14 protein-coding genes and 1 pseudogene are annotated in these 18555 nt (G+C 51.8%); 8 read left to right on the top strand and 7 right to left on the bottom strand.

Features of this window, described 5'->3' with window-relative positions:
• Positions 1–13: 13 nt before the first annotated feature.
• Together B880_RS25160 and B880_RS0116555 are read left to right on the top strand one after the other, a co-directional pair.
• Positions 14–918 (top strand): annotated as a pseudogene (locus tag B880_RS25160) (LysR family transcriptional regulator).
• Between the two features lie 125 nt (positions 919–1043).
• Positions 1044–2369 (top strand): epoxide hydrolase family protein, encoded by a 1326-nt coding sequence (locus B880_RS0116555; protein ID WP_017348563.1) that lies wholly within the window; start codon positions 1044–1046, stop codon positions 2367–2369.
• A gap of 62 nt (positions 2370–2431) precedes the next feature.
• On the opposite strand, the gene B880_RS0116550 is transcribed toward B880_RS0116555, so the two are convergent.
• Positions 2432–2785 carry a DUF6404 family protein gene (locus tag B880_RS0116550; protein ID WP_017348562.1) on the bottom strand — a complete coding sequence of 118 codons (354 nt, stop codon included), beginning with the start codon at positions 2783–2785 and terminating at the stop codon, positions 2432–2434.
• A gap of 382 nt (positions 2786–3167) precedes the next feature.
• Here B880_RS0116550 and B880_RS0116545 point away from each other — a divergent pair, with 382 nt between their 5' ends.
• Positions 3168–4088, top strand: a complete 921-nt coding sequence (locus tag B880_RS0116545) for a DMT family transporter (protein WP_017348561.1) — start codon at positions 3168–3170, stop codon at positions 4086–4088.
• Between the two features lie 108 nt (positions 4089–4196).
• Here the strand turns inward: B880_RS0116545 and B880_RS25155 are convergent, their stop codons facing one another.
• The 3 genes from B880_RS25155 to ilvB form a co-directional block, all read right to left on the bottom strand.
• Positions 4197–4673 (bottom strand): helix-turn-helix transcriptional regulator, encoded by a 477-nt coding sequence (locus B880_RS25155; RefSeq protein ID WP_017348560.1) that lies wholly within the window; start codon positions 4671–4673, stop codon positions 4197–4199.
• A 175-nt stretch (positions 4674–4848) separates the two neighbouring features.
• Positions 4849–5145, bottom strand: a complete 297-nt coding sequence (locus B880_RS0116535; RefSeq protein ID WP_017348559.1) for an ACT domain-containing protein — start codon at positions 5143–5145, stop codon at positions 4849–4851.
• 3 nt (positions 5146–5148) lie between these two features.
• Positions 5149–6813: an acetolactate synthase large subunit gene (ilvB, locus tag B880_RS0116530; protein ID WP_017348558.1), complete on the bottom strand. Its 1665-nt coding sequence runs from the start codon at positions 6811–6813 to the stop codon at positions 5149–5151.
• Between the two features lie 761 nt (positions 6814–7574).
• Between ilvB and B880_RS0116525 the strand changes: the two genes are divergently transcribed.
• Positions 7575–8798, top strand: coding sequence for an oxalate decarboxylase family bicupin (locus B880_RS0116525; RefSeq protein ID WP_017348557.1), 1224 nt, complete (start codon positions 7575–7577; stop codon positions 8796–8798).
• 44 nt (positions 8799–8842) lie between these two features.
• Here B880_RS0116525 and B880_RS0116520 read toward each other — a convergent pair whose 3' ends face one another.
• Complete coding sequence (locus tag B880_RS0116520; RefSeq protein WP_017348556.1) at positions 8843–10279, bottom strand: NAD(P)/FAD-dependent oxidoreductase; 1437 nt, start codon at positions 10277–10279, stop codon at positions 8843–8845.
• A gap of 404 nt (positions 10280–10683) precedes the next feature.
• On the opposite strand from B880_RS0116520, the gene B880_RS0116515 reads away from it, so the two are divergent.
• Complete coding sequence (locus tag B880_RS0116515) at positions 10684–11433, top strand: SDR family NAD(P)-dependent oxidoreductase (RefSeq protein WP_017348555.1); 750 nt, start codon at positions 10684–10686, stop codon at positions 11431–11433.
• Between the two features lie 153 nt (positions 11434–11586).
• On the opposite strand, the gene B880_RS0116510 is transcribed toward B880_RS0116515, so the two are convergent.
• On the bottom strand, positions 11587–12615 hold the full coding sequence (locus B880_RS0116510) for a tyrosine-type recombinase/integrase (protein ID WP_017348554.1): 1029 nt from the start codon (positions 12613–12615) through the stop codon (positions 11587–11589).
• 380 nt (positions 12616–12995) lie between these two features.
• Between B880_RS0116510 and B880_RS0116505 the strand changes: the two genes are divergently transcribed.
• A complete protein-coding gene (locus B880_RS0116505) occupies positions 12996–13742 on the top strand; it encodes a phosphoribosyltransferase (RefSeq protein ID WP_026042715.1) in 747 nt (248 codons plus the stop codon).
• Positions 13743–14103: 361 nt separating this feature from the next.
• On the opposite strand, the gene B880_RS0116500 is transcribed toward B880_RS0116505, so the two are convergent.
• On the bottom strand, positions 14104–16455 hold the full coding sequence (locus B880_RS0116500; RefSeq protein WP_017348552.1) for a membrane-bound PQQ-dependent dehydrogenase, glucose/quinate/shikimate family: 2352 nt from the start codon (positions 16453–16455) through the stop codon (positions 14104–14106).
• A gap of 696 nt (positions 16456–17151) precedes the next feature.
• On the opposite strand from B880_RS0116500, the gene B880_RS0116495 reads away from it, so the two are divergent.
• Positions 17152–17874, top strand: coding sequence for a GntR family transcriptional regulator (locus tag B880_RS0116495; protein WP_017348551.1), 723 nt, complete (start codon positions 17152–17154; stop codon positions 17872–17874).
• Positions 17875–17907: 33 nt separating this feature from the next.
• Positions 17908–18504, top strand: a complete 597-nt coding sequence (locus B880_RS25150; protein WP_017348550.1) for a dihydrodipicolinate synthase family protein — start codon at positions 17908–17910, stop codon at positions 18502–18504.
• The last annotated feature ends 51 nt before the right edge of the window (positions 18505–18555 follow it).

Here is an 18555-nt window from a genome sequence, read left to right as displayed (position 1 = left end):
AACGGAATAATCGATGAACCGAAGTGGATTGAACGAACTGGATATTGTGCTGGCCGTCGCACGGCGCGGCACCTTTACCGCCGCTGCCAGCGAACTGGAGATCTCCCCTTCCGCCGTGACTAACGCCGTCGCCGGGCTGGAAAAGCGTCTCGGTGTGCGGCTGTTTAACCGGACCACCCGCAGTGTCGCGCTGACTGAAGCAGGACGGCGCTATGTCGAGAAAATCGGTCCAGCGCTGGCGATGATCCGCGTTGCTGAAGAAGAGCTGGAAAGTGAGAGTCACGCGCCAGCAGGGGCATTAAAGCTGAATGTACCGCCAGACAGCGGCTCGCTGTGGTATCCAACACTGCTACTGCCTTTTTTACAGCGCTATCCGCGTATTCGTGTGGATCTCTACAGCCAGCGCGAGCAGGTCGATATTGTCGCCGCCGGTTATGACGCCGGTATCCGGCTGATGGAGGATATCCCTGCGGATATGATCGCCGTCCGTCTCACCGCTGAACTGCGCATGATCGTCGTCGCGTCCCCCGCGTATCTGGCAGAAGCTGGCGTGCCTGCACAGCCGGAGGCGCTAAGCGATCATCAACTCCTGTGCATGCGCATGTCTGATGGTAGCATTTACCGCTGGGAACTGATGAATCAGCAGCATCACTACAAGCTACAGGGCGAAGCGCGCTTTGCCGCCAGCGATCTCGCCTCCGTTCACCAGGCCGCATTGGCAGGATTGGGCATTGCCTGTTTATCAGAGCAACACGTTGCCGGGGATGTGCAGGCTGGAAAGCTGGTTCATTTGTTGCCGGATTGGCAGGTGCGCCTCGGTACGCTGTGCCTATACTACCCGGCCATCGCCTGGTGCCGCCAGCCCTGAAGGCGTTGATCGCATTCGTGCGTGAGACTGAAAACCGTCCGCATTTGTAACGTATTGTCACTGCTCGCCGTCAGCGACACAGGCATACAAAACCGCCGGTTACGCACACAAACCGCATACATCCGCGTGATTAACTCCCTCCAGTGACGTATTTACCCACTTGAGAGGTTGAGTTATGACAATGCAGCAGCAGGAAAACCGTGGCATATCCCGCCGGAAATTGATCGTTGGTTCAGCATTGGGCACGCTGGCGCTGAGCATGATGGGGCGCACCGCCTCGGCCGCAGAGCATCTGAACCAGGTGCTTAATGATAACGACGTCCATCCGTTTACCATTAACATGCCGGATTCCGCGCTGATCGACCTCAAATCGCGCTTACTGAACACGCGCTGGCCTGATAAAGAAACGGTGGCAGACAGCTCGCAGGGGTTGCAGCTAGAAAAACTGAAATCCCTGGTCAGCTACTGGGCCAGTGATTACAACTGGCGCACCATTGAGCGCCGCCTGAATGCGCTACCGCAATATGTCACGCGGATAGAGGGCCTGACGATTCACTTCATTCACGTACGTTCGAGCCATCCCAACGCCTTGCCGTTGATCCTCACCCACGGCTGGCCGGGTTCGATTCTGGAATTTTTGAAAGTGATCGCCCCGTTGACCGATCCCGTCGCGCACGGTGGCAGTGCCGCAGAGGCTTTCGACCTGATTATCCCGTCCATCCCCGGATATGGTTTTTCACAACGGCCAACAGACACCGGCTGGAAGCCAGACCGGGTCGCGGCAATGTGGGACACGCTGGTTAAACGGCTGGGTTATCGTGAATATGTTTCTCAGGGCGGCGATCACGGCTCGGTGATCTCTACCGCGTTGGGCCGTCTGGCACCCAACGGATTGTTGGGGATTCATCTGACCATGCCCGCAACGGTGCCTGGCGATCTGATCCCGGCGATTAATGAAGGCTTGCCTGCGCCACGTCCACTCGCTGCGCCGGAGCAGCGCGCGTTTGATAAGCTCTCACACTTTTTCACCCGTAATGCGGCCTATGGCGCGATGATGGTGACTCGCCCTCAAACCATTGGGTATGCGCTTAATGACTCTCCAACCGGTATGGCAGCCTGGTCTTATGACAAAATCGCCCAGTGGACTGACAGCAACGGTGAGCCGGAACGCGTGTTAAGCCGGGATGAGATTCTGGATGATTTGTCGCTCTACTGGCTGACGGACACGTCAACGTCCGCCGCGCGCTTCTACTGGGAAAACAACAATAATAATTTCAGTTCGGCAACACAAAAGACCCACGATGTGAAAGTACCGGTAGCGATCAGCGTGTTCCCCGGCGAAATCTATCAGGCACCAGAAAGCTGGTCACAGGCGGCATTCCCGACCCTGAACTACTACCGTACCGTCGCAAAAGGCGGCCACTTTGCCGCGTGGGAACAACCGGCGCTGTTCAGCGAAGAGATGCGCAACGCGTTCCATAAGCTGCGGTCACGATCGTAAATTGACGCGACATCGGGCGAGAGCATGGCGCTTTCGCCCGAAAAACAGGCTCTACGGTCAGATTACAGCGATTTCCAGGTCGGTAATTTTTTACGCTTTTTCGTCCACCATTGCATTCCCGCCATTGCCAATCCGAAGAGTAACCCTGCAAGCAGTGAAATCAGCACCGCCGCCAGCGGTAAGATGCCACGATGCTGCCAGTGCATCCACCACATCGTCATGCCCCACCCCAGGGCAAAAAAGAGGCCAAACAGCAGCGCCTCTAGGGCAAACGGGGCAAAAAGCGGTGGTGGAATATGAACCCCGAATCGCCACAGCAGGCGGTGGAGAAAAGGTTCACTGTTTCGCACCCCTGCGGCATTCAGCAATGCAATCGCCTGGTTTTTCTTGCGGATAAATTCTGTATCCCTACTCATCCTGTGGTGCTCCTTTCTGGGGGTAAAGCGCGTTGGTTGATATTTCCCGCCGATCCTGAACTGCGGATCTTAACGCGTGAAACGGCGGTTTTAACGGGCTAATCTTGACATAAAACATGAAATTTATTTATCTTTTTCTGGTCAAAACAGACTCATCACCGACAGGGAAAGGATTTAACCCTCATCACGCCTGGAGATTATTTCTGATACTTTCCCTTTTCTTAATAAACAATTACTGAGCAATAGCAAAACCAGGCTCTCTGTTCAGGCAACAAGGAAGTGCCATGTCATCAATAACAAACGTCATTACAGGAATAAAAAATATTAATCATCTTGTCAGGTTTCTTGCTGACCGTCAGGGGCTGTCTCTCCGGGGACTGACATGAAGCCAGTTTTGACAAAACGCGGGGTCGCTGAGTTGCTGCTGTTTTGCGTCGCGGCGGGCTGGGGCATTGGTTTCCCGGTAATGAAAATGGTGGTGAATGATTATCCCGTCATGATGGTACTGGGGCTGCGCTTTCTGCTTTCCGCACTCTTGATGCTGCCGTTTAGCCTGAAAAAGCTGAGTAAAATACCACCGCAAACGCTGTTGGCAGGCGTGTTGTTAGGTTTACTGCTTGGGGGTTCGTTTATCTTTCTTATTTCTGGGCTGCAACGCACAACCGCGTCTAATACCGGCTTCCTCGCGGGATTAAGTGTTATTTGGGTTCTGCTACTTACCGGCCCATTGAGTGGTAAACGGCCCTCATTTGAAGCGATGCTGGCAACACTGTTTGGCGTCGCGGGTTTGTATTTAATGGCGGATATCCAGGGCTTACAACTTCATCTGGGGGATGGCTTGGTGGTGATCGGGTCGCTGTTTACTGCGGTGCATATTTTAGCGCTGGATCGCTTTTGTGCCCGTCATGACACGATGGCGCTGACCTTTTTGCAAATCGCGACCATGGCCGTGATGTTTACCGGACTGCAAGCCATCAGCGGTGGGGAGGTCATGCCACATGCCTGGAGTGGGAAGCTCAGCATCGCCCTGGGGGTAACGGCACTGTTTTCCACTGTGATTGCTTTCTGGGTTCAGACCCACTATCAACGACATACCACGCCGACACGAGCCATCCTGATTTATAACATGGAGCCGGTGTTTTCCGCCTTGTTTGCCCTCTGGCTACTGCGTGAAACGCTCTCTGCCAACGTCATCCTCGGTGGCGGGCTGATTTTGCTGGGCATGTGCATACCGGGTGTTTTAAACACCTTTACTCAGCGCTACCGTAAATCCAGTGACGCTGAAACGGAGTGGGAAGGATAGAGAGAGATTGTCATGCCCGAATGTTTTATTCGGGCTATGGCAATCGGGCAGCGTGCGACACTCACCTTATTAAAGGTGATGACAAGTTAGATGTTATTTAAATGTTATTTAAACAGGTGCGGTGCCTGGGGTTTGCAGAAGTTCGCCAACCGCTTTTTTAAGTGATGGACTATTCTCTGAATCATTGAGCAGCACACGATTAAAATAGTCGCACCACTCTGGTTTACCATGAAAACGTCTTCTGATTTGGCCGGGGGTGAATTTTACCGTTTTTTTGAAAATACGGGTAAAAACCTGCTGATTGTTGAAACCATTACCGAGCGCAATATCCATGATTTTCATGTCGGTCAGTATGATTTGTTGAATAGATTTCTGTACTCTCACATGCCTGATGTACTGTGCCAGCGTGATGCCGACCACTTCCTGAAATTTCTTTTGAAAATACCAATGGCTGTAACCACTGCGTTGCGTTACTGATACAACATTGATGTCATCCGTATAGTTATGACTTATCCATCCGGTCATCTCTTTAATTACATGGTTTATCAAACTGCAGGCGTTAACATCAGGGTGTTCGTCAAACATTACATTTGTCCGGGAAATAACATAGCGGGAATACTACCAGAACAAAAATGGTTTTAAAGTTTTTTATCAATGAAAACCAGATATATATAATTTAGAATATTAGAAATCTAATCATATTAAATCTTAATATTTATATTGTCAGATAACAGCGGGCTTATGCCCGCTGCAATATGACTCACTCGCTGGCATCCAGAGACGCGTGCGTCAACGTATTAAATACGCTTTGTAGCTTGTTGCAGGTCTCAACACGGATCACATCTTCCAGTTTGCTGAGCTGCCGGATGATTTGCTCCAGATCGCCACTCTCTCTGACCTGCAACAGAATGGTACTGGTGCGGTTGTCTTCCGCTGGCACACACACGATGCCTTCAAGGTTGAAGGCACGGCGTGAAAACAGGCCACAGATATGCGACATCGTACCGGGATGGTTATGAACCTGCAGACGCAGCGTTTCGAAATTTCCTGGTTGCATTCCTTAACCTCCAATCATGTCTGTGTTGGCTGCGCCTGGCGCGACCATAGGATAAACTTTCTCGTTCACATCAATACGGGCATGGATAAATGCCGGTCCAGGCGTTTGAATGGCATCTTCCAGGGCTTTCACCGGGTCCGCCTGGGTGTTGAGATCCACCGTGTGGAAACCAAACCCTTCCGCAATCTTCAGGAAATCCACTTCATGGCGGTAACCGGAAGCGAACAGGTTCTTGTTATAGAACAGCTCCTGCTGCTGGTGCACCAGACCAAGCGCATTGTTGTTCATCAGAATGACTTTGAGGTTGGCTTTTTCTTCCACCGCCGTGGCCAGTTCCTGAATGTTCATCATGATGCTGCCGTCACCGGTGAAGCACAGAATGGTCGCGTCGGGTTTCTGGAGCGCGGCGCCAATCGCCGCTGGCAAACCAAAGCCCATCGTGCCCAGACCGCCGGAAGTGAGCAGCTGACGCGGCGTGTCTAACGGATAAGACTGGGCAACCCACATCTGATGCTGGCCCACATCCGTCACCACGTGGACCTCGCCGCTGGCGACTTGTGCGCAGGCACGAATCAAACCGTAATGGCTGAGGGGATCGTCGATATCCGGTGTCTGCAGCGGGAATTCCTGCTTCATATGATTAACGTAAGTATTCCACTCCTGGCGGGATGCCTGCGCTATCTGGGCGTTCAGGCTGGTCAGGAAGGTTTTCACATCGCCCTGAATTTCCAGCTCAGGTCGGCGGATTTTGCCCAGTTCTGCATTATCAATATCGATATGCACGACTTTGGCGTTCGGGCAGAACTCAGAAGCCTTACCGATCGCGCGGTCATCGAAACGCGCCCCCATCACGAACAGCAGATCCGCTTTTTCCATGACGTAGTTGGTCGCACGGGTGCCGTGCATCCCCAGCATCCCAAGATACAGCGGGTGATCCGTAGGGATAGTGCCCAGGCCCATCAGGGTAGTGACCACTGGCGCATCGGCTTTTTCAGCAAAACGCACCGCCAGTTCAGAGGCCTCTCCGGTAATGATGCCACCGCCGAAATAGAGGATGGGTGCCGTTGACTGCGCCAGCATCTCCAGCGCGGCCGCTACCGTCGTCTGTGGAATTTCAGGCTCCGGGGCGATCGCAGCCGGCTGGTATGGCGCATCCAGCTCAATCTTCGCCAACTGCACATCTTTGGGGATATCCACCCACACTGGACCCGGTCTGCCGCTGGTGGCGATTCGGAACGCTTCTGACATCACATGTGGCAGGTCGGCGATATTCCGCACGAGGAAGTTATGTTTGGTCACCGGAATGGAGATGCCGTAAGTATCCACTTCCTGGAAAGCATCGGTGCCGATCATGGCGGTGGAGACCTGGGCGGTAATACAAATGAGGGGGATGGAATCGAGCTTGGCATCGGCAATCGCCGTGATGAGGTTGGTGGCTCCGGGACCGCTGGAAGCCAGACAAACGCCGGGTTTTCCGCTGGCCCTCGCCATGCCCTGGGCGATAAATCCTGCGCCCTGCTCATGCCTTGCCAGCACATGGCGGATAGTTTTACTGCGGGCGAAAGCGTCGTATAACGGCAATGCAGCACCGCCGGGAATACCGGCAACAATGCTTATGCCATGTTGTTCGAGGATGTGAACGGTAAGTTCAGCGCCAGTAAATTGCATAGGTGACCTTTAACAAGGCCGATGCTGGGCGGGTTACCCGCCAGAGTTGCACCGGCGGGTTTAATAATTCTTTCCCTACGGCGCAGGCATAATCACCACGACTAGCACGGTGACGACGTTGATCTGCACAGCAGTAAGGAAACGGTTCATTTTTAGAGGTAAGACCCTTTGTTAATGTGCTTTTAACTTAACACCACTTTTCCAGCTTGGAAAGCCTCTTTATAGCGCAAAAATGACAAGCCGTTATAGTAATGCCGTTAAATCTTATATAAGCATCCATAAACTTAATCAGTCAAAGGCACAGCCCGTAGTTGGGTATGTTCTCCTCAGCATTTTTTTCCGCCGGGATGGGTCAGTTCTGCACGAGAAATAAGCTACTCATAACACATTGATAAAAATACATATTAATAGATTAGCTTGTATTTCCTCATCGCATTACGTTGTAAATGGCATCAATCAGAAACAATGTGTAAATTTTAACCCGCATTTATTTCATTCCCAACCAGCAGAATATTGTTAATAAAAATTAACGGAACACCTGAAGAAAGGCCGTTTCTCGTTAATACCCTTGCTTTAAACAGGTCTTTATCAACCTCGCGTCAATAACCCGCAAATTATGCGGCCTGCCGTGCCAGATCTCACCGGATGAGAAACACATAGATGTTACAAAGTTGCAACATCTTGCGCGTTGAGAACGGCTATACCTGGTTATGTCCGAGGACACTTACCCTGTAACTACTTATAAAATAAGGAATAGCCCGATGAACAAACTGACTCGCAGAAGCTTTATGGCCTTTGCCGCAGGCGGGACGGTGGCGCTGGCCGCCGGTCAGGTACATGCGCATGATAATTCTGTGACCACCTTCCCCGCAGGCTCAGCCTCTGGCGGCAGGGACCCCGGCCCGCACGATCCCACAAGAGAGGCGGAAAACCCGGATATTGTGAACCCGCCCGCCACGGACAGCGGTACGCTGCCGAATCTCAGATACTCTTTCAGCGATGCCCATGTACGCAAAGGCAGCGGTGGCTGGACGCGACAGGTGACAGAGCGTGAATTGGCGATCTCCACCACCATTGCTGGTGTTGATATGCGCCTGGATGCAGGGGGCATTCGTGAGCTGCACTGGCATAAAGAGGGAGAATGGGCCTACATGACCTACGGCAATGCGCGCGTCACCGCATTTGATACCGCAGGCGGATGGTTTGTGGATGACATCGGCGTGGGTGATTTATGGTATTTCCCGCCCGGCATTCCCCACTCAATTCAGGGAATAGGGCCGGATGGCTGTGAATTTCTGCTGGCCTTTGATGATGGCAACTTCGACGAAGACAGTACTTTCTTACTCTCTGACTGGTTTAAGCACATTCCACCGGAAGTGCTGGCAAAAAACTTTTCGCTGCCCGCGTCCACATTTTCCAACCTGCCCTCCCCCTCTGATGAATACATTTTTGCCGGGCAGGTGCCGGGCAGCTTAGCTTCTGACAGCATTTCCGGCGCTAAGAAATCGACGCTACAATTCACGCACCGCATGCTGGCACAAGATCCGATCAAGGCAACCGGCGGCACCGTGCGCATCACCGACTCTTCAACATTCCAGATATCTAAAACCATCGCGGCGGCGCTGGTAGAGATTGAGCCGGGAGGATTGCGTGAGCTGCACTGGCATCCGAACAATGATGAGTGGCAGTACTATTTAGAAGGCGAAGGTCGCATGGGGGTATTTGCGTCCTCGGGCCAGGCTCGCACCTTTGATTATCGCGCGGGAGATGTGGGCTATGTGCCGTTTGCCATGGGCCACTATATCGAGAACACCGGCAAAGGGCCGTTGCGCTTCCTTGAGCTGTTCAAAAGCGATTACTATGCCGATATCTCACTGAATCAGTGGCTGGCTAATACGCCGCCCGCGTTAGTGAAGCAGCATCTCAAGCTGGATGATGCCTTTATGCAGGCGCTGTCGCTGAAGAAAAACCCGGTAGTGAAATAGGTGATTTCAGCCCCGCCAGTACGCGGGGCTGTGGGTCAGCGGTATTACGCCTCCAGTCCTGCGTTATGCATGCCACGGCGCAGGGTGAAGTTAACCCCCATGGTCAGGAATGGATCGGGTGGATTCCACTCAGGCTTCGGCAACGACAGCAGATACTCGATGGTATCGTTGTTTTTCCCGGCCAGCCAGTCAGCCAGCATGGTGCCCATTGCGGTACAACGCACGGTGCCAAGACCATTACAACCCAGTGCACCATAGACATTTTTACGCAGCTCACCCCACAGGCTTGACCCGTTGCGGGTCATCCCCAAACCACCGCCCCAGGTGTGTTCGAACGGCACGTCTTTCAGCGTCGGATAACGGCGCTCAAACGACTGGCGATGGGTATGGCGATACTTCTCGGTATAACCTGGTTTGTGACGACCGTCTTCGTTAAAGCTGAAGCTGTTACGGATCAAAATACGGTTATCGTGCGTACGGCGCGATGTCGTCCCGAATGGATCGGCCGGGATAATCCCCCAGAAGTCCTGTCCACCAATGCTGTCCTGTTCAGACTTGGTCAGTGGGCGTGTCAGGCTGCCGTAGGTGAAGATCGGGAAGATGGTACGTGGGCCAAAGCCAAAATGCGTACCAAAGGCGTTGTTGGCCAGAATCAGTTTGTCCGCATGGATACGGCCCGTTGCGTGGTGCAGCACGATCTCTGGCTCATACTCAATGGCGGTGATGACCGTATCTTCATACAGCGTCACGTTTTCTGGCAACGTATCCGCCAGGCCTTTCACCAGACCGGAAGGCTGAACCAGAATGGTGCCCGGGGTATACAACGCTTTGCGATAGAAAGAGGTGCCGAAGATATCTTTCAGCTCGCTACCTTCAATCAGTTTGCACTTCTCACCCAGCGCTTCCAGGCCACCACGGTAGGCATTGAGTACCGCAATCCCGCTGTCTTCCACCGCCGCCTGATATTTACCGGAATGACGCATATGCGCATCGGTAATGTTGTGCTCTTCCACCAGATCTTTGAGGATGCGCTGACCGGTTTGGTTGAGGTTCAGGATACTGCGGGCCGTGGTTTTATCACCGATGTAATCTGGCGCGCTGATGTCGTGCGGCACATCAATCAGGAAGCCGGCGTTACGGCCTGAAGTACCAAAACCAACCTGTTGTGCTTCAACCAGAATCACCTGGTCATCCGGGAAATTCAGCGCCAGGCGACGTGCAGCCGCCAGTCCGGCGAAACCACCACCAATCACCACCCAAGGGGCTTTCGCATCACCTACCAACGCAGGTTTTGGAATGCGCTTTTGGCTGGTATGGAACCAGCCTGGCGTTGGATCGTCCGAGGGCAATGCATCGATGCGCAGCAGTGTTGAAGGATCTTTTGGCAGATTATCCGTTAAGAGAGAGGCACTGCCTCCCACCGCAACCACACCTGCACCGATACCGGTGCCAACCAACAGTTTTCTTCGGGAAATACCCATGAATGCTTTCCTCCCTGGTTAGGGACCGAGGTAAAGATAAACAGCTAGACATAAAAAATTGCGCCTTTGTTGGCACACTTTTATACCCACAATATTCATCATGTATACTGTGCGTATACATGTTGCGGGCAAGTATGTCAGTTTGTGAAATCATGTCAAGATTGTTACATCATTTAATGTCCTGACATTTAATGTGCATATAAATGTATGTCCGCTGTGATCTGAGCCAGAGGGCGCGACAGCGATCCGCCTTTTGTGCTGTACGACCATCGTTTCAATTTTGCAACGATAGATTGCAAATCATTCTATTTTGAAAATTCTCACCTGGCGCTATGCTTCTTTCAACGCAATAACACAGCCGCTTAATAACGCTGTTAACTTCACTTGAAATAAGGAATAACATCATGAACCAGACTCTTATTAATAAAGTTGCTTTAGTAACCGGTGGCAGTTCAGGTATTGGTTTGGCATCTGCCCAGGAATTAGCAGAACAGGGTGCAAAAGTCTATATTACCGGACGTCGCCAGGAAGAACTGGATGCCGCAGTCGCAGCGATTGGTCATTCAGCGGTGGGTATCCAGGCCGATGCGGCAATATTGGCGGACCTGGATAAAGTTTTTGCGAAAATTGCCAGCGAATCGGGCAAACTGGATATTCTGTTCGCCAATGCCGGAGGCGGCGATATGATGTCGCTGGCTGATATTACAGAAGAACATTTTGACCGCGTTTTTGGTACTAACGTACGCGGTTTACTGTTTACCGTACAAAAATCCCTGCCGTTGCTGAGCGAAGGTGCTTCGGTGATTCTCACCGGTTCAACAGCAGCGGTGAAAGGCACCGCCAGCTTCAGTGTTTACAGCGCCAGCAAAGCCGCCGTGCGTAACTTTGCCCGCTCCTGGGCACTGGATTTGAAAGACCGTGGGGTTCGCGTCAACGTAGTAAGTCCAGGTCCGATTCGTACGCCGGGTCTTGGCGGTCTGGTGCCCGAAGAGTACCGTCAGGGACTGTTTGATACCCTGGCAGCAGGTGTGCCGTTAGGTCGATTAGGTGAGCCTGAAGAGGTGGGTAAAATGGTTGCCTTCCTCGCTTCTGATGCCGCAGCCTTTATTAATGCCTCTGAGTTTTATGTTGATGGTGGTCTGGCACAGATTTAACCACGGTTATTAATCCTGTAACGATCCCCCTGCGGTAAATAACCCTTTCCCGCAGGGGTAATTTATTAAACTGCTGAAAAAAAATGCTGAACAAGCCAATTAAAATCTCGAAAAAAATAATACCACCGCTATTTTTCACATCAATGAAGGTATTTAATCACTGTCTTCTTCCATTAAGTCGACCATCGCCCCTTTATGTGCTTCCACCACGCGAATATAGCGCATTACAGTTTCAGTTTTGGTCCAGGTGCCTTCCTGCATAATTTGTGCAACGGAGTAGCCCTTGCGCGCCATGTCTTGTGCGGCACCGACACGTGCACTGTGGCCACTCCACCCGGCATAGCGGCCTTTATTGGTTTTTTTACGATCGGGCACCCCTGCTGCGCCTCGCGCACGAATAAAAATCTCTTCCAGGCAGGGAGCACTCATGGGATCGGTGGTAAATCGGGCCTGATTTGAACGATGTACCGGGCAGAAAATAATCGCATCTGGCTCTCCCGCCAACCCGGCCGCGTTGATCCAGTCGGTCAAACGTTGGCTGGATTGCGCACCTAACGCTTTTACAATCCCGCCAGACTGCACAATCGTTTTTGTCCAGGCAACATCGAGGATAATTCGTCCATCCGCAGCGCGGCCAATATCCCCGACCCGCAGGCGCGAAAGTTCACTCATACGCAACAACGTACTGTACGCCACGTGCATAAATGCCAAATCACGCAGGTGTTGCAAACGCGGAGACGCCCGCCAGGCCTGATCCAGCTTTTTAAGATCGCCCCGGCAAAACGGCACAGCCTGCCCGGTGCGTTCACCGGCGACCACGGCGGTACGGTTGATCTTCTTCATGGTACGAGAAATATCCGGTGAGACATTGGGTGGCACCAGTCCGGCGTTACGGTGTAACATCGAGATTAACGCCGCATGAGAATTAATCGTTGATGATGCCCTGCCCGTTGCCTGCAAATGGGTGAGATAGTCTCGTAGATCGTCCGCGCTCATGGGCAAAAACTGGCGGCCGTTGGCTTCCGCCCATCGCCAGCAGATCCGCATTACGCTGAGTAGCTGCCGCCAGGTGTTAGGTGAAAATGCGTCTTTGTCCCGTACAAAGGCGGCCAGTTTTTCTGAAATATCCCGCGACGGGACGGAGAGAGATAGCAGGCTGCCACCCGCGCTAATTTTGGTCATTTTGCTGAATAAATATCCATTTCAAGTCTTGATCGCGCTACGTGAATTCTGCAAACAGATCAGGGGGATTACCCGTCAGATTTCACGTAGCGACGCCTTATTTTAGTCCACTGGGATCGCCGCTTTAAAGCCGGTATACGGGCTCGCAGAACATCAACCACGAAAAATCGCCAAAACCACCCGATCCACCGTAGATCGCGGTGATACCGGCATCATACCAGGCTTTACTAAACTAATATAAGTATAATTATATCAGTTTAGTTGTCGAAAGGGGTGATCAATCTGCCGATCGTGAAATAATTGGGTATTTTCTGGAAACATTGGTGATGAAGGGTGGTATAAATGTTGAATTCTGAAGAGCAAAAGGAAAGAGGTAATCGGTGGGATTCAACGTTGATTCAGAACAAAAATTAGTGACTGTAGATCATTCACACAATCACTTTTGCATAACGACTCCAGAAGGTAATCCTGTTCATTTACTTCTTGAACAACAGCTCAAGGTCACTTCGATTTTTGCACGTACGAAAGGGAAGCGAGACCCTCACATGCCTGGTGATAACTGCCCAATGCTGTATGTAATCAAGGGGCTTCATCAACTTAAAACCAACAGAAGAGATATTGCTAAACTTTGTACAAGTTTCCGCAAAATTTTACCGCTGTTCATTGAACAGGGTTTTCAGTGGGATTGGCTGGTTCCACTGCCATCAGGAAGTCATATTTGCCGAAGATTCGCAGGGAGAGTACAAAAAACAACCCAAAAAGGATTAGGCGTTGAGTCTGCATTAGCCAAAGTGAATGCGCTCAGCGTGAAGCAATATGTACGAGCTCTTAGAATCAGTGCGAAAGACAAAACCCGTATAAATGCTGATATTAATCGTTTCATTAGTGAACATGGTGAAGAAGAACCATTTCAGATAAAAGCGATCAAAAACGTTTCTCTGCGTCGGTTTATTAACCCCTTTTGCTGGGGTTGTATTCCCTTTGGCACGCCGCCACCCCAAAAAATCCTCTTGATTGATGACATGGTGACTTCAGGTACTTCACTCATCAGTGCACAAATGATTCTGCAGTCGCGTTACCCGTTTGCTCAAATCGAAGCACTGACACTCTTTGGATCTTCTCGTTGACATCCTCACCACCCTGAATGAACTGCATCCCATAAAGTTGGACAGTTCAGAAGAACGGGGGTTTACGGCGTATCTGATAAGCCTTGATTCTCCGAAGCACTTGTCATTCCTCATGCGGCGCTGTAACATCGTTATCCAGAGCTGATATGAGCGCCTCAGCTCTATAAATTATCAAACGGCGACCGCGCTGCGCATGTGTAGCCAGATCGTAAGGATCAAAATTCACTTCTTAGAGAGCGGCTAAGACAACCGACAAGTTGTAAAACTAAAAAAAGCATCTCCTCACGAGATGCTTTTTTTATGGCTTATTTCTCGATAAACAGGCCAGCGCAAACTGCGCGCTGACCCTTGCTGCCAGAGATTAAGGTAAAGCATAGGCGATAACGTCATCGCCGCGATTATCATTGGTGCCGGTACGGGTTGCCCCCCCTGCCACCACAACAACGTACTGCTTACCATCTTCACCAATATAGGTCATTGGAGCACCCTGCCCACCTACAGGCAGACGGCCGCGCCACAACTCTTTACCGGTGTTGTTATCCAGTGCGCGCAGGTAGTAATCCAGCGTGCCGTGGAAGAAGGTCAGTCCGCCTTTGGTCACCAGCGGGCCACCCATGGTTGGCATACCCAGTGGGATATCCAGCCCCGGCGCTACACCGTGGATCGGTGCATCTTTAATCGTACCCATCGGTACCTGCCAGCGGGTTTTCCCGGTTGCCAGATCGATGGCGGTCATTGAACCGAATGGCGGTTTGAAGCATGGCACACCTAAAGGTGACATAAACATTGAGCGCTCTACGCCCCACGGCGTCCCCAGCTGCTCAGAATATTCGCCTTCGGTACTCGGTTTCATGCCGATGCGTGCAGCGTCTTCACGTTTAATGAATTTGCCCCACTGCGCCATACGAATGTCATTCACGATCAGCGTACCGGTAGCGACATCGATCGCACCACCACCCCAGTTAAAGCCACCGTAGTAGCCTGGATAAATCAGCGTGCGCTTTTTATCGGACAATGGCGTGAACTCACCTTCCCAACGCATATCTTTAAACTGAATGCGGCAGTACAGCTGATCGAAGATCGACGCACCCCACATATCAGACTCTTTCAACGCCGTGGCACCCACGGAGATGGCAGAGTAAGGCTGCGTAGGTGAGACCTTCATACCTGGCATCGCATCGGTGGAGACTGGACGATACTCCACCGGGATCACCGGCTTGCCGGTACGGCGATCGAGTACGAAAATCTGGCCGCGTTTGGTGAGCTGGATCAGAACCGGTGTGACGCTGCCATCTTTGGCTGGCATATCATACAAAATCGGCTGCGATGAAACGTCGTAGTCAAACTGATCCTGATTGGCGGTACGGAAATGCCACAGCTCTTTGCCGGTTTTCAACTCAACCGCGACAATCGCATCATTGTATTCTTCAGAATACGGATGACGGTTTCCAGTCCAGAAGTCCGGTGTCTGGTTGCCGGTCGGGAAATAGGCCACACCGGTTTTCGCGTCATAGGCCGCCGTTCCCCAGAAGTTTGGCGTCTCAATCGGATAGATTTCGCCCTCTGGCAGCGGCGTGCTGTCTTTGGCACCACGGGAAGCATCCCAGGCCCACAGCAGTTTCCCGGTGCTGGCATCAAACCCACGCACGACTCCGGAAGCTTCGCCGGTGGTCAGGTTATCGTTCAGCTTACCGCCCACCATCACCACGCCATCCGCCGCCAGTGGCGCAGACGTCAGGTAATAAGAACCGTGCGCGGTTGCGCCTAAACCGGGCAGAAGATTGATAAATCCACGATCGCCGAAGTTCTCGTCCAGCTTGCCGGTCTCAGCATCCAGTGAGAACAGACGACCATCCACAGTGGTACTGATGATGCGCGGGTTTTTGTTCTGTTCCGCAGGACTCAACTCGGTATAGGCCACGCCACGGCAGCGTTTCCAGCTTTTGTTGCCTGACGTCTCTTCAATTTTGGGATCGAAACGCCATTTCTCTTTACCGCTGACGGGATCAAGCGCAATCACTTTATTCAACGGCGTACACAGGTACATGGTGTTGCCGACTTTCAACGGCGTCACCTGATATTCGGCCCCGTTAATCGCCAGATCGCCGGTATGGTAAGTCCAGGCGACTTTCAGATCTTTCACATTTTGCGTGTTGATCTGGGTAAATTGTGCAAAACGCTGGCCGCTGCTATTCCGTCCAAAGGCGGCCCAGTCGTTGCCCGAATTTTCCGCTGCGCTATCATTCAGCACCGGCAACTTTTCACCGCTGGCTTCCACTTCCGGATGTACGCTAAACATGCTGGTGAAAATCGCCACCAGGCTAGCAACCAGAACCAGAGATAACAAACCCGACTTTTTACAGCTCAATGCCGGCTTGTTCTCTGCATTTAGCAGCGTAGGCGCACATAACGTCACCAGTAAGGTGACCACGATAAACGTAATTGTACGTGGCACCAGCTGCCAGAAATCCGTTCCAACTTCGCTGAACGCCCAAATCAGGCTGATCGCCAGCAGTGCCCAGGCACCAAAGAGTGCCCAGCGTTTACGCTGGAATACGCCAAAACCACAGGCTCCCATGATCAATCCAGCAAACAGATAGAACCAGGAACCCCCTAATACCACCAGATATACGCCACCCGCTGCAAGGGCCAGGCCCAGCAGCAACAGGACGATACCAATAACAGTAACCGCAAGATGTCTGACGTTATTCATGTTGAGATATTTTCCAATGAGATAAAATTCCTTTTCAGGAAAGTCAAATGAACTGACGCTGCTCTACATAATATTGAGATGTTTATCGTTATAATATAAATACCCGTTGAGGCACGATCTTCGTTTATTTCCACCTCCTGCTTTTTTTAAAAACCACGCATTATCCTGCCGCCTGAGCAGCCCAACGCCTCTTCACATACGTTAAGAAAAATCGTCACATACTGCTGATTTGTTCTATTTTTGTGAAGCGACGCAGATGTTACCAGATGCTGCCAACGTTGGCAAAAAATGTCTGTATGTAAAAATAGTCATGATTTTAATAGGGATTTGCAGGAACTGTTGTTGCAGAACAAAAGCAATGTTCAGATATGGCCTGGCTACAACATCTACGGCTGTTGATTGCATGCACCACCTCCGCGCGTCTGAAGAGCTAAGCCTGTCACCGGAAAAATCCGATGTAGTAATTACCCTCTGATTTATAAAGATAAAAACGCATCAAGAGAAAAAAGCAAAAATAACAATATACAAATTGTCTAAAACGGATCTATAACATTCGCCATGAATAGACAAGTTGTAGACACAGAATTTTGAAGTCTGCAAGACAACATCCGTAATGAATAAGGGTGCCCGAAAACGGCGTGAATTCTGCTAGAGTGGCATTGTCTACAAATTGAAGACTTAACCCTGGAGGCCGTTATGCCGGCATTGAAACACCCCTCTGACCCACAGGAACTGCCTGCTGGTCGCGACCGTAAACAGACACTGGGTGAGGCGTTACGTTACCGCATCACCACCATGGAGTTAAAACCCGGCGCGGTACTGGATGAAGTGATTTTGGCGGAAGAGTTTGGGCTGTCACGCCCCCCGGTGCGGGAAATGATGCGCCAGCTGGCTGCCGAGGGATACATCGAACTGGAAGCCAACCGTTCGGCTCGTGTCTCTGGGATGAGCTATCAGTCATTGCGCAATTTTTACCTGGCTGCGCCTGCACTGTATGTCACCACCACCCGGTTGGCCGCCGAGAATGCCAGCGCCGGGGAGATCGAAGAACTAAAACGCATTCAACTGCGTTTTCGCGCGGCAATCGCCAGCCGGAATGTGATTGACAGTGTGTTCGCCAACGATCAGTTCCATCACACCATTGGACTGATGGCACACAACCCGTATTTACTGCCCAGTCTGCGCCGCTTACAGCTGGATCACGCCAGACTGGGCAAAACGTTTTACCAACCGGTGAACACCCGGATGGAGCAGGAACTGGAACAGGCGGCCCAACAACACGATGACATCATCGCTGCGATTGAGTGCCGTGACAGCCATGCCGCAGGTATCCTTGTGCGCGAGCACCTGGACCTGGGGCGGAAAAATATGGCGATGTACGTGACGCCTGAAGGCATGGAAGTGCCTGAAAGCATGTAGACATCGCATCGATACCCTTGAGAGGAAGCGATCATGAGTAGATTTTTGTTCTCCGGCGTCAATCTTGCCATCACCACCCCGTTTGATCATCAGGGCAAACCAGACTTAGACCGGCTGGAAACCCTGCTGGAGCAATACCTGGCCGCAGGCGTAAGCAGCTTTGTCCTGAGTTCTGGCACCGGTATGCATGTTTATCTGACCGGGCAAGAATCCCAGTCTGTGATTGCGCGCGGGGCGAAGGTTATCAATGGCCGGGCAAAAATCATCGTGCAGGCCTCTGCGCTGTTAACCGAAGACGTGTTAAACCGCGTGCGCTTCGCCCGTGATTGTGGCGCTGATGGCGTGATGGTCTTACCGCCCTTCTTTGAGGGACCCACCGATGATGAAGGGATTATCGACTTCTATCAGGAGATTGCGAGCGGTGGATTGCCGATCGTTGGCTACAACGTACCCCAGGCCGTAGGTGTCGCCATTACGCCGGACTTATTGCGTAAGCTGTGTGAAATTCCTGAATTTATCGCGGTGAAAGACAGCTCTGGCGACCTCGCGCAGCAAGAGGCGCTGATCCGTACAGGATTACCGGTGATGATTGACATCCTCCCCCACCTTCACGCTACGCGACTCAGGTAGGGGATCCCCATTACAGGGTGGCTAACTGATCACTCAGTCGCCGGGTTCCTG

The sequence above is a fragment of the Pantoea sp. A4 genome, from assembly GCF_000295955.2.
Taxonomy (GTDB): Bacteria; Pseudomonadota; Gammaproteobacteria; order Enterobacterales; family Enterobacteriaceae; genus Pantoea; species Pantoea multigeneris.
This window is presented reverse-complemented; position numbering and strand designations above follow the sequence as displayed.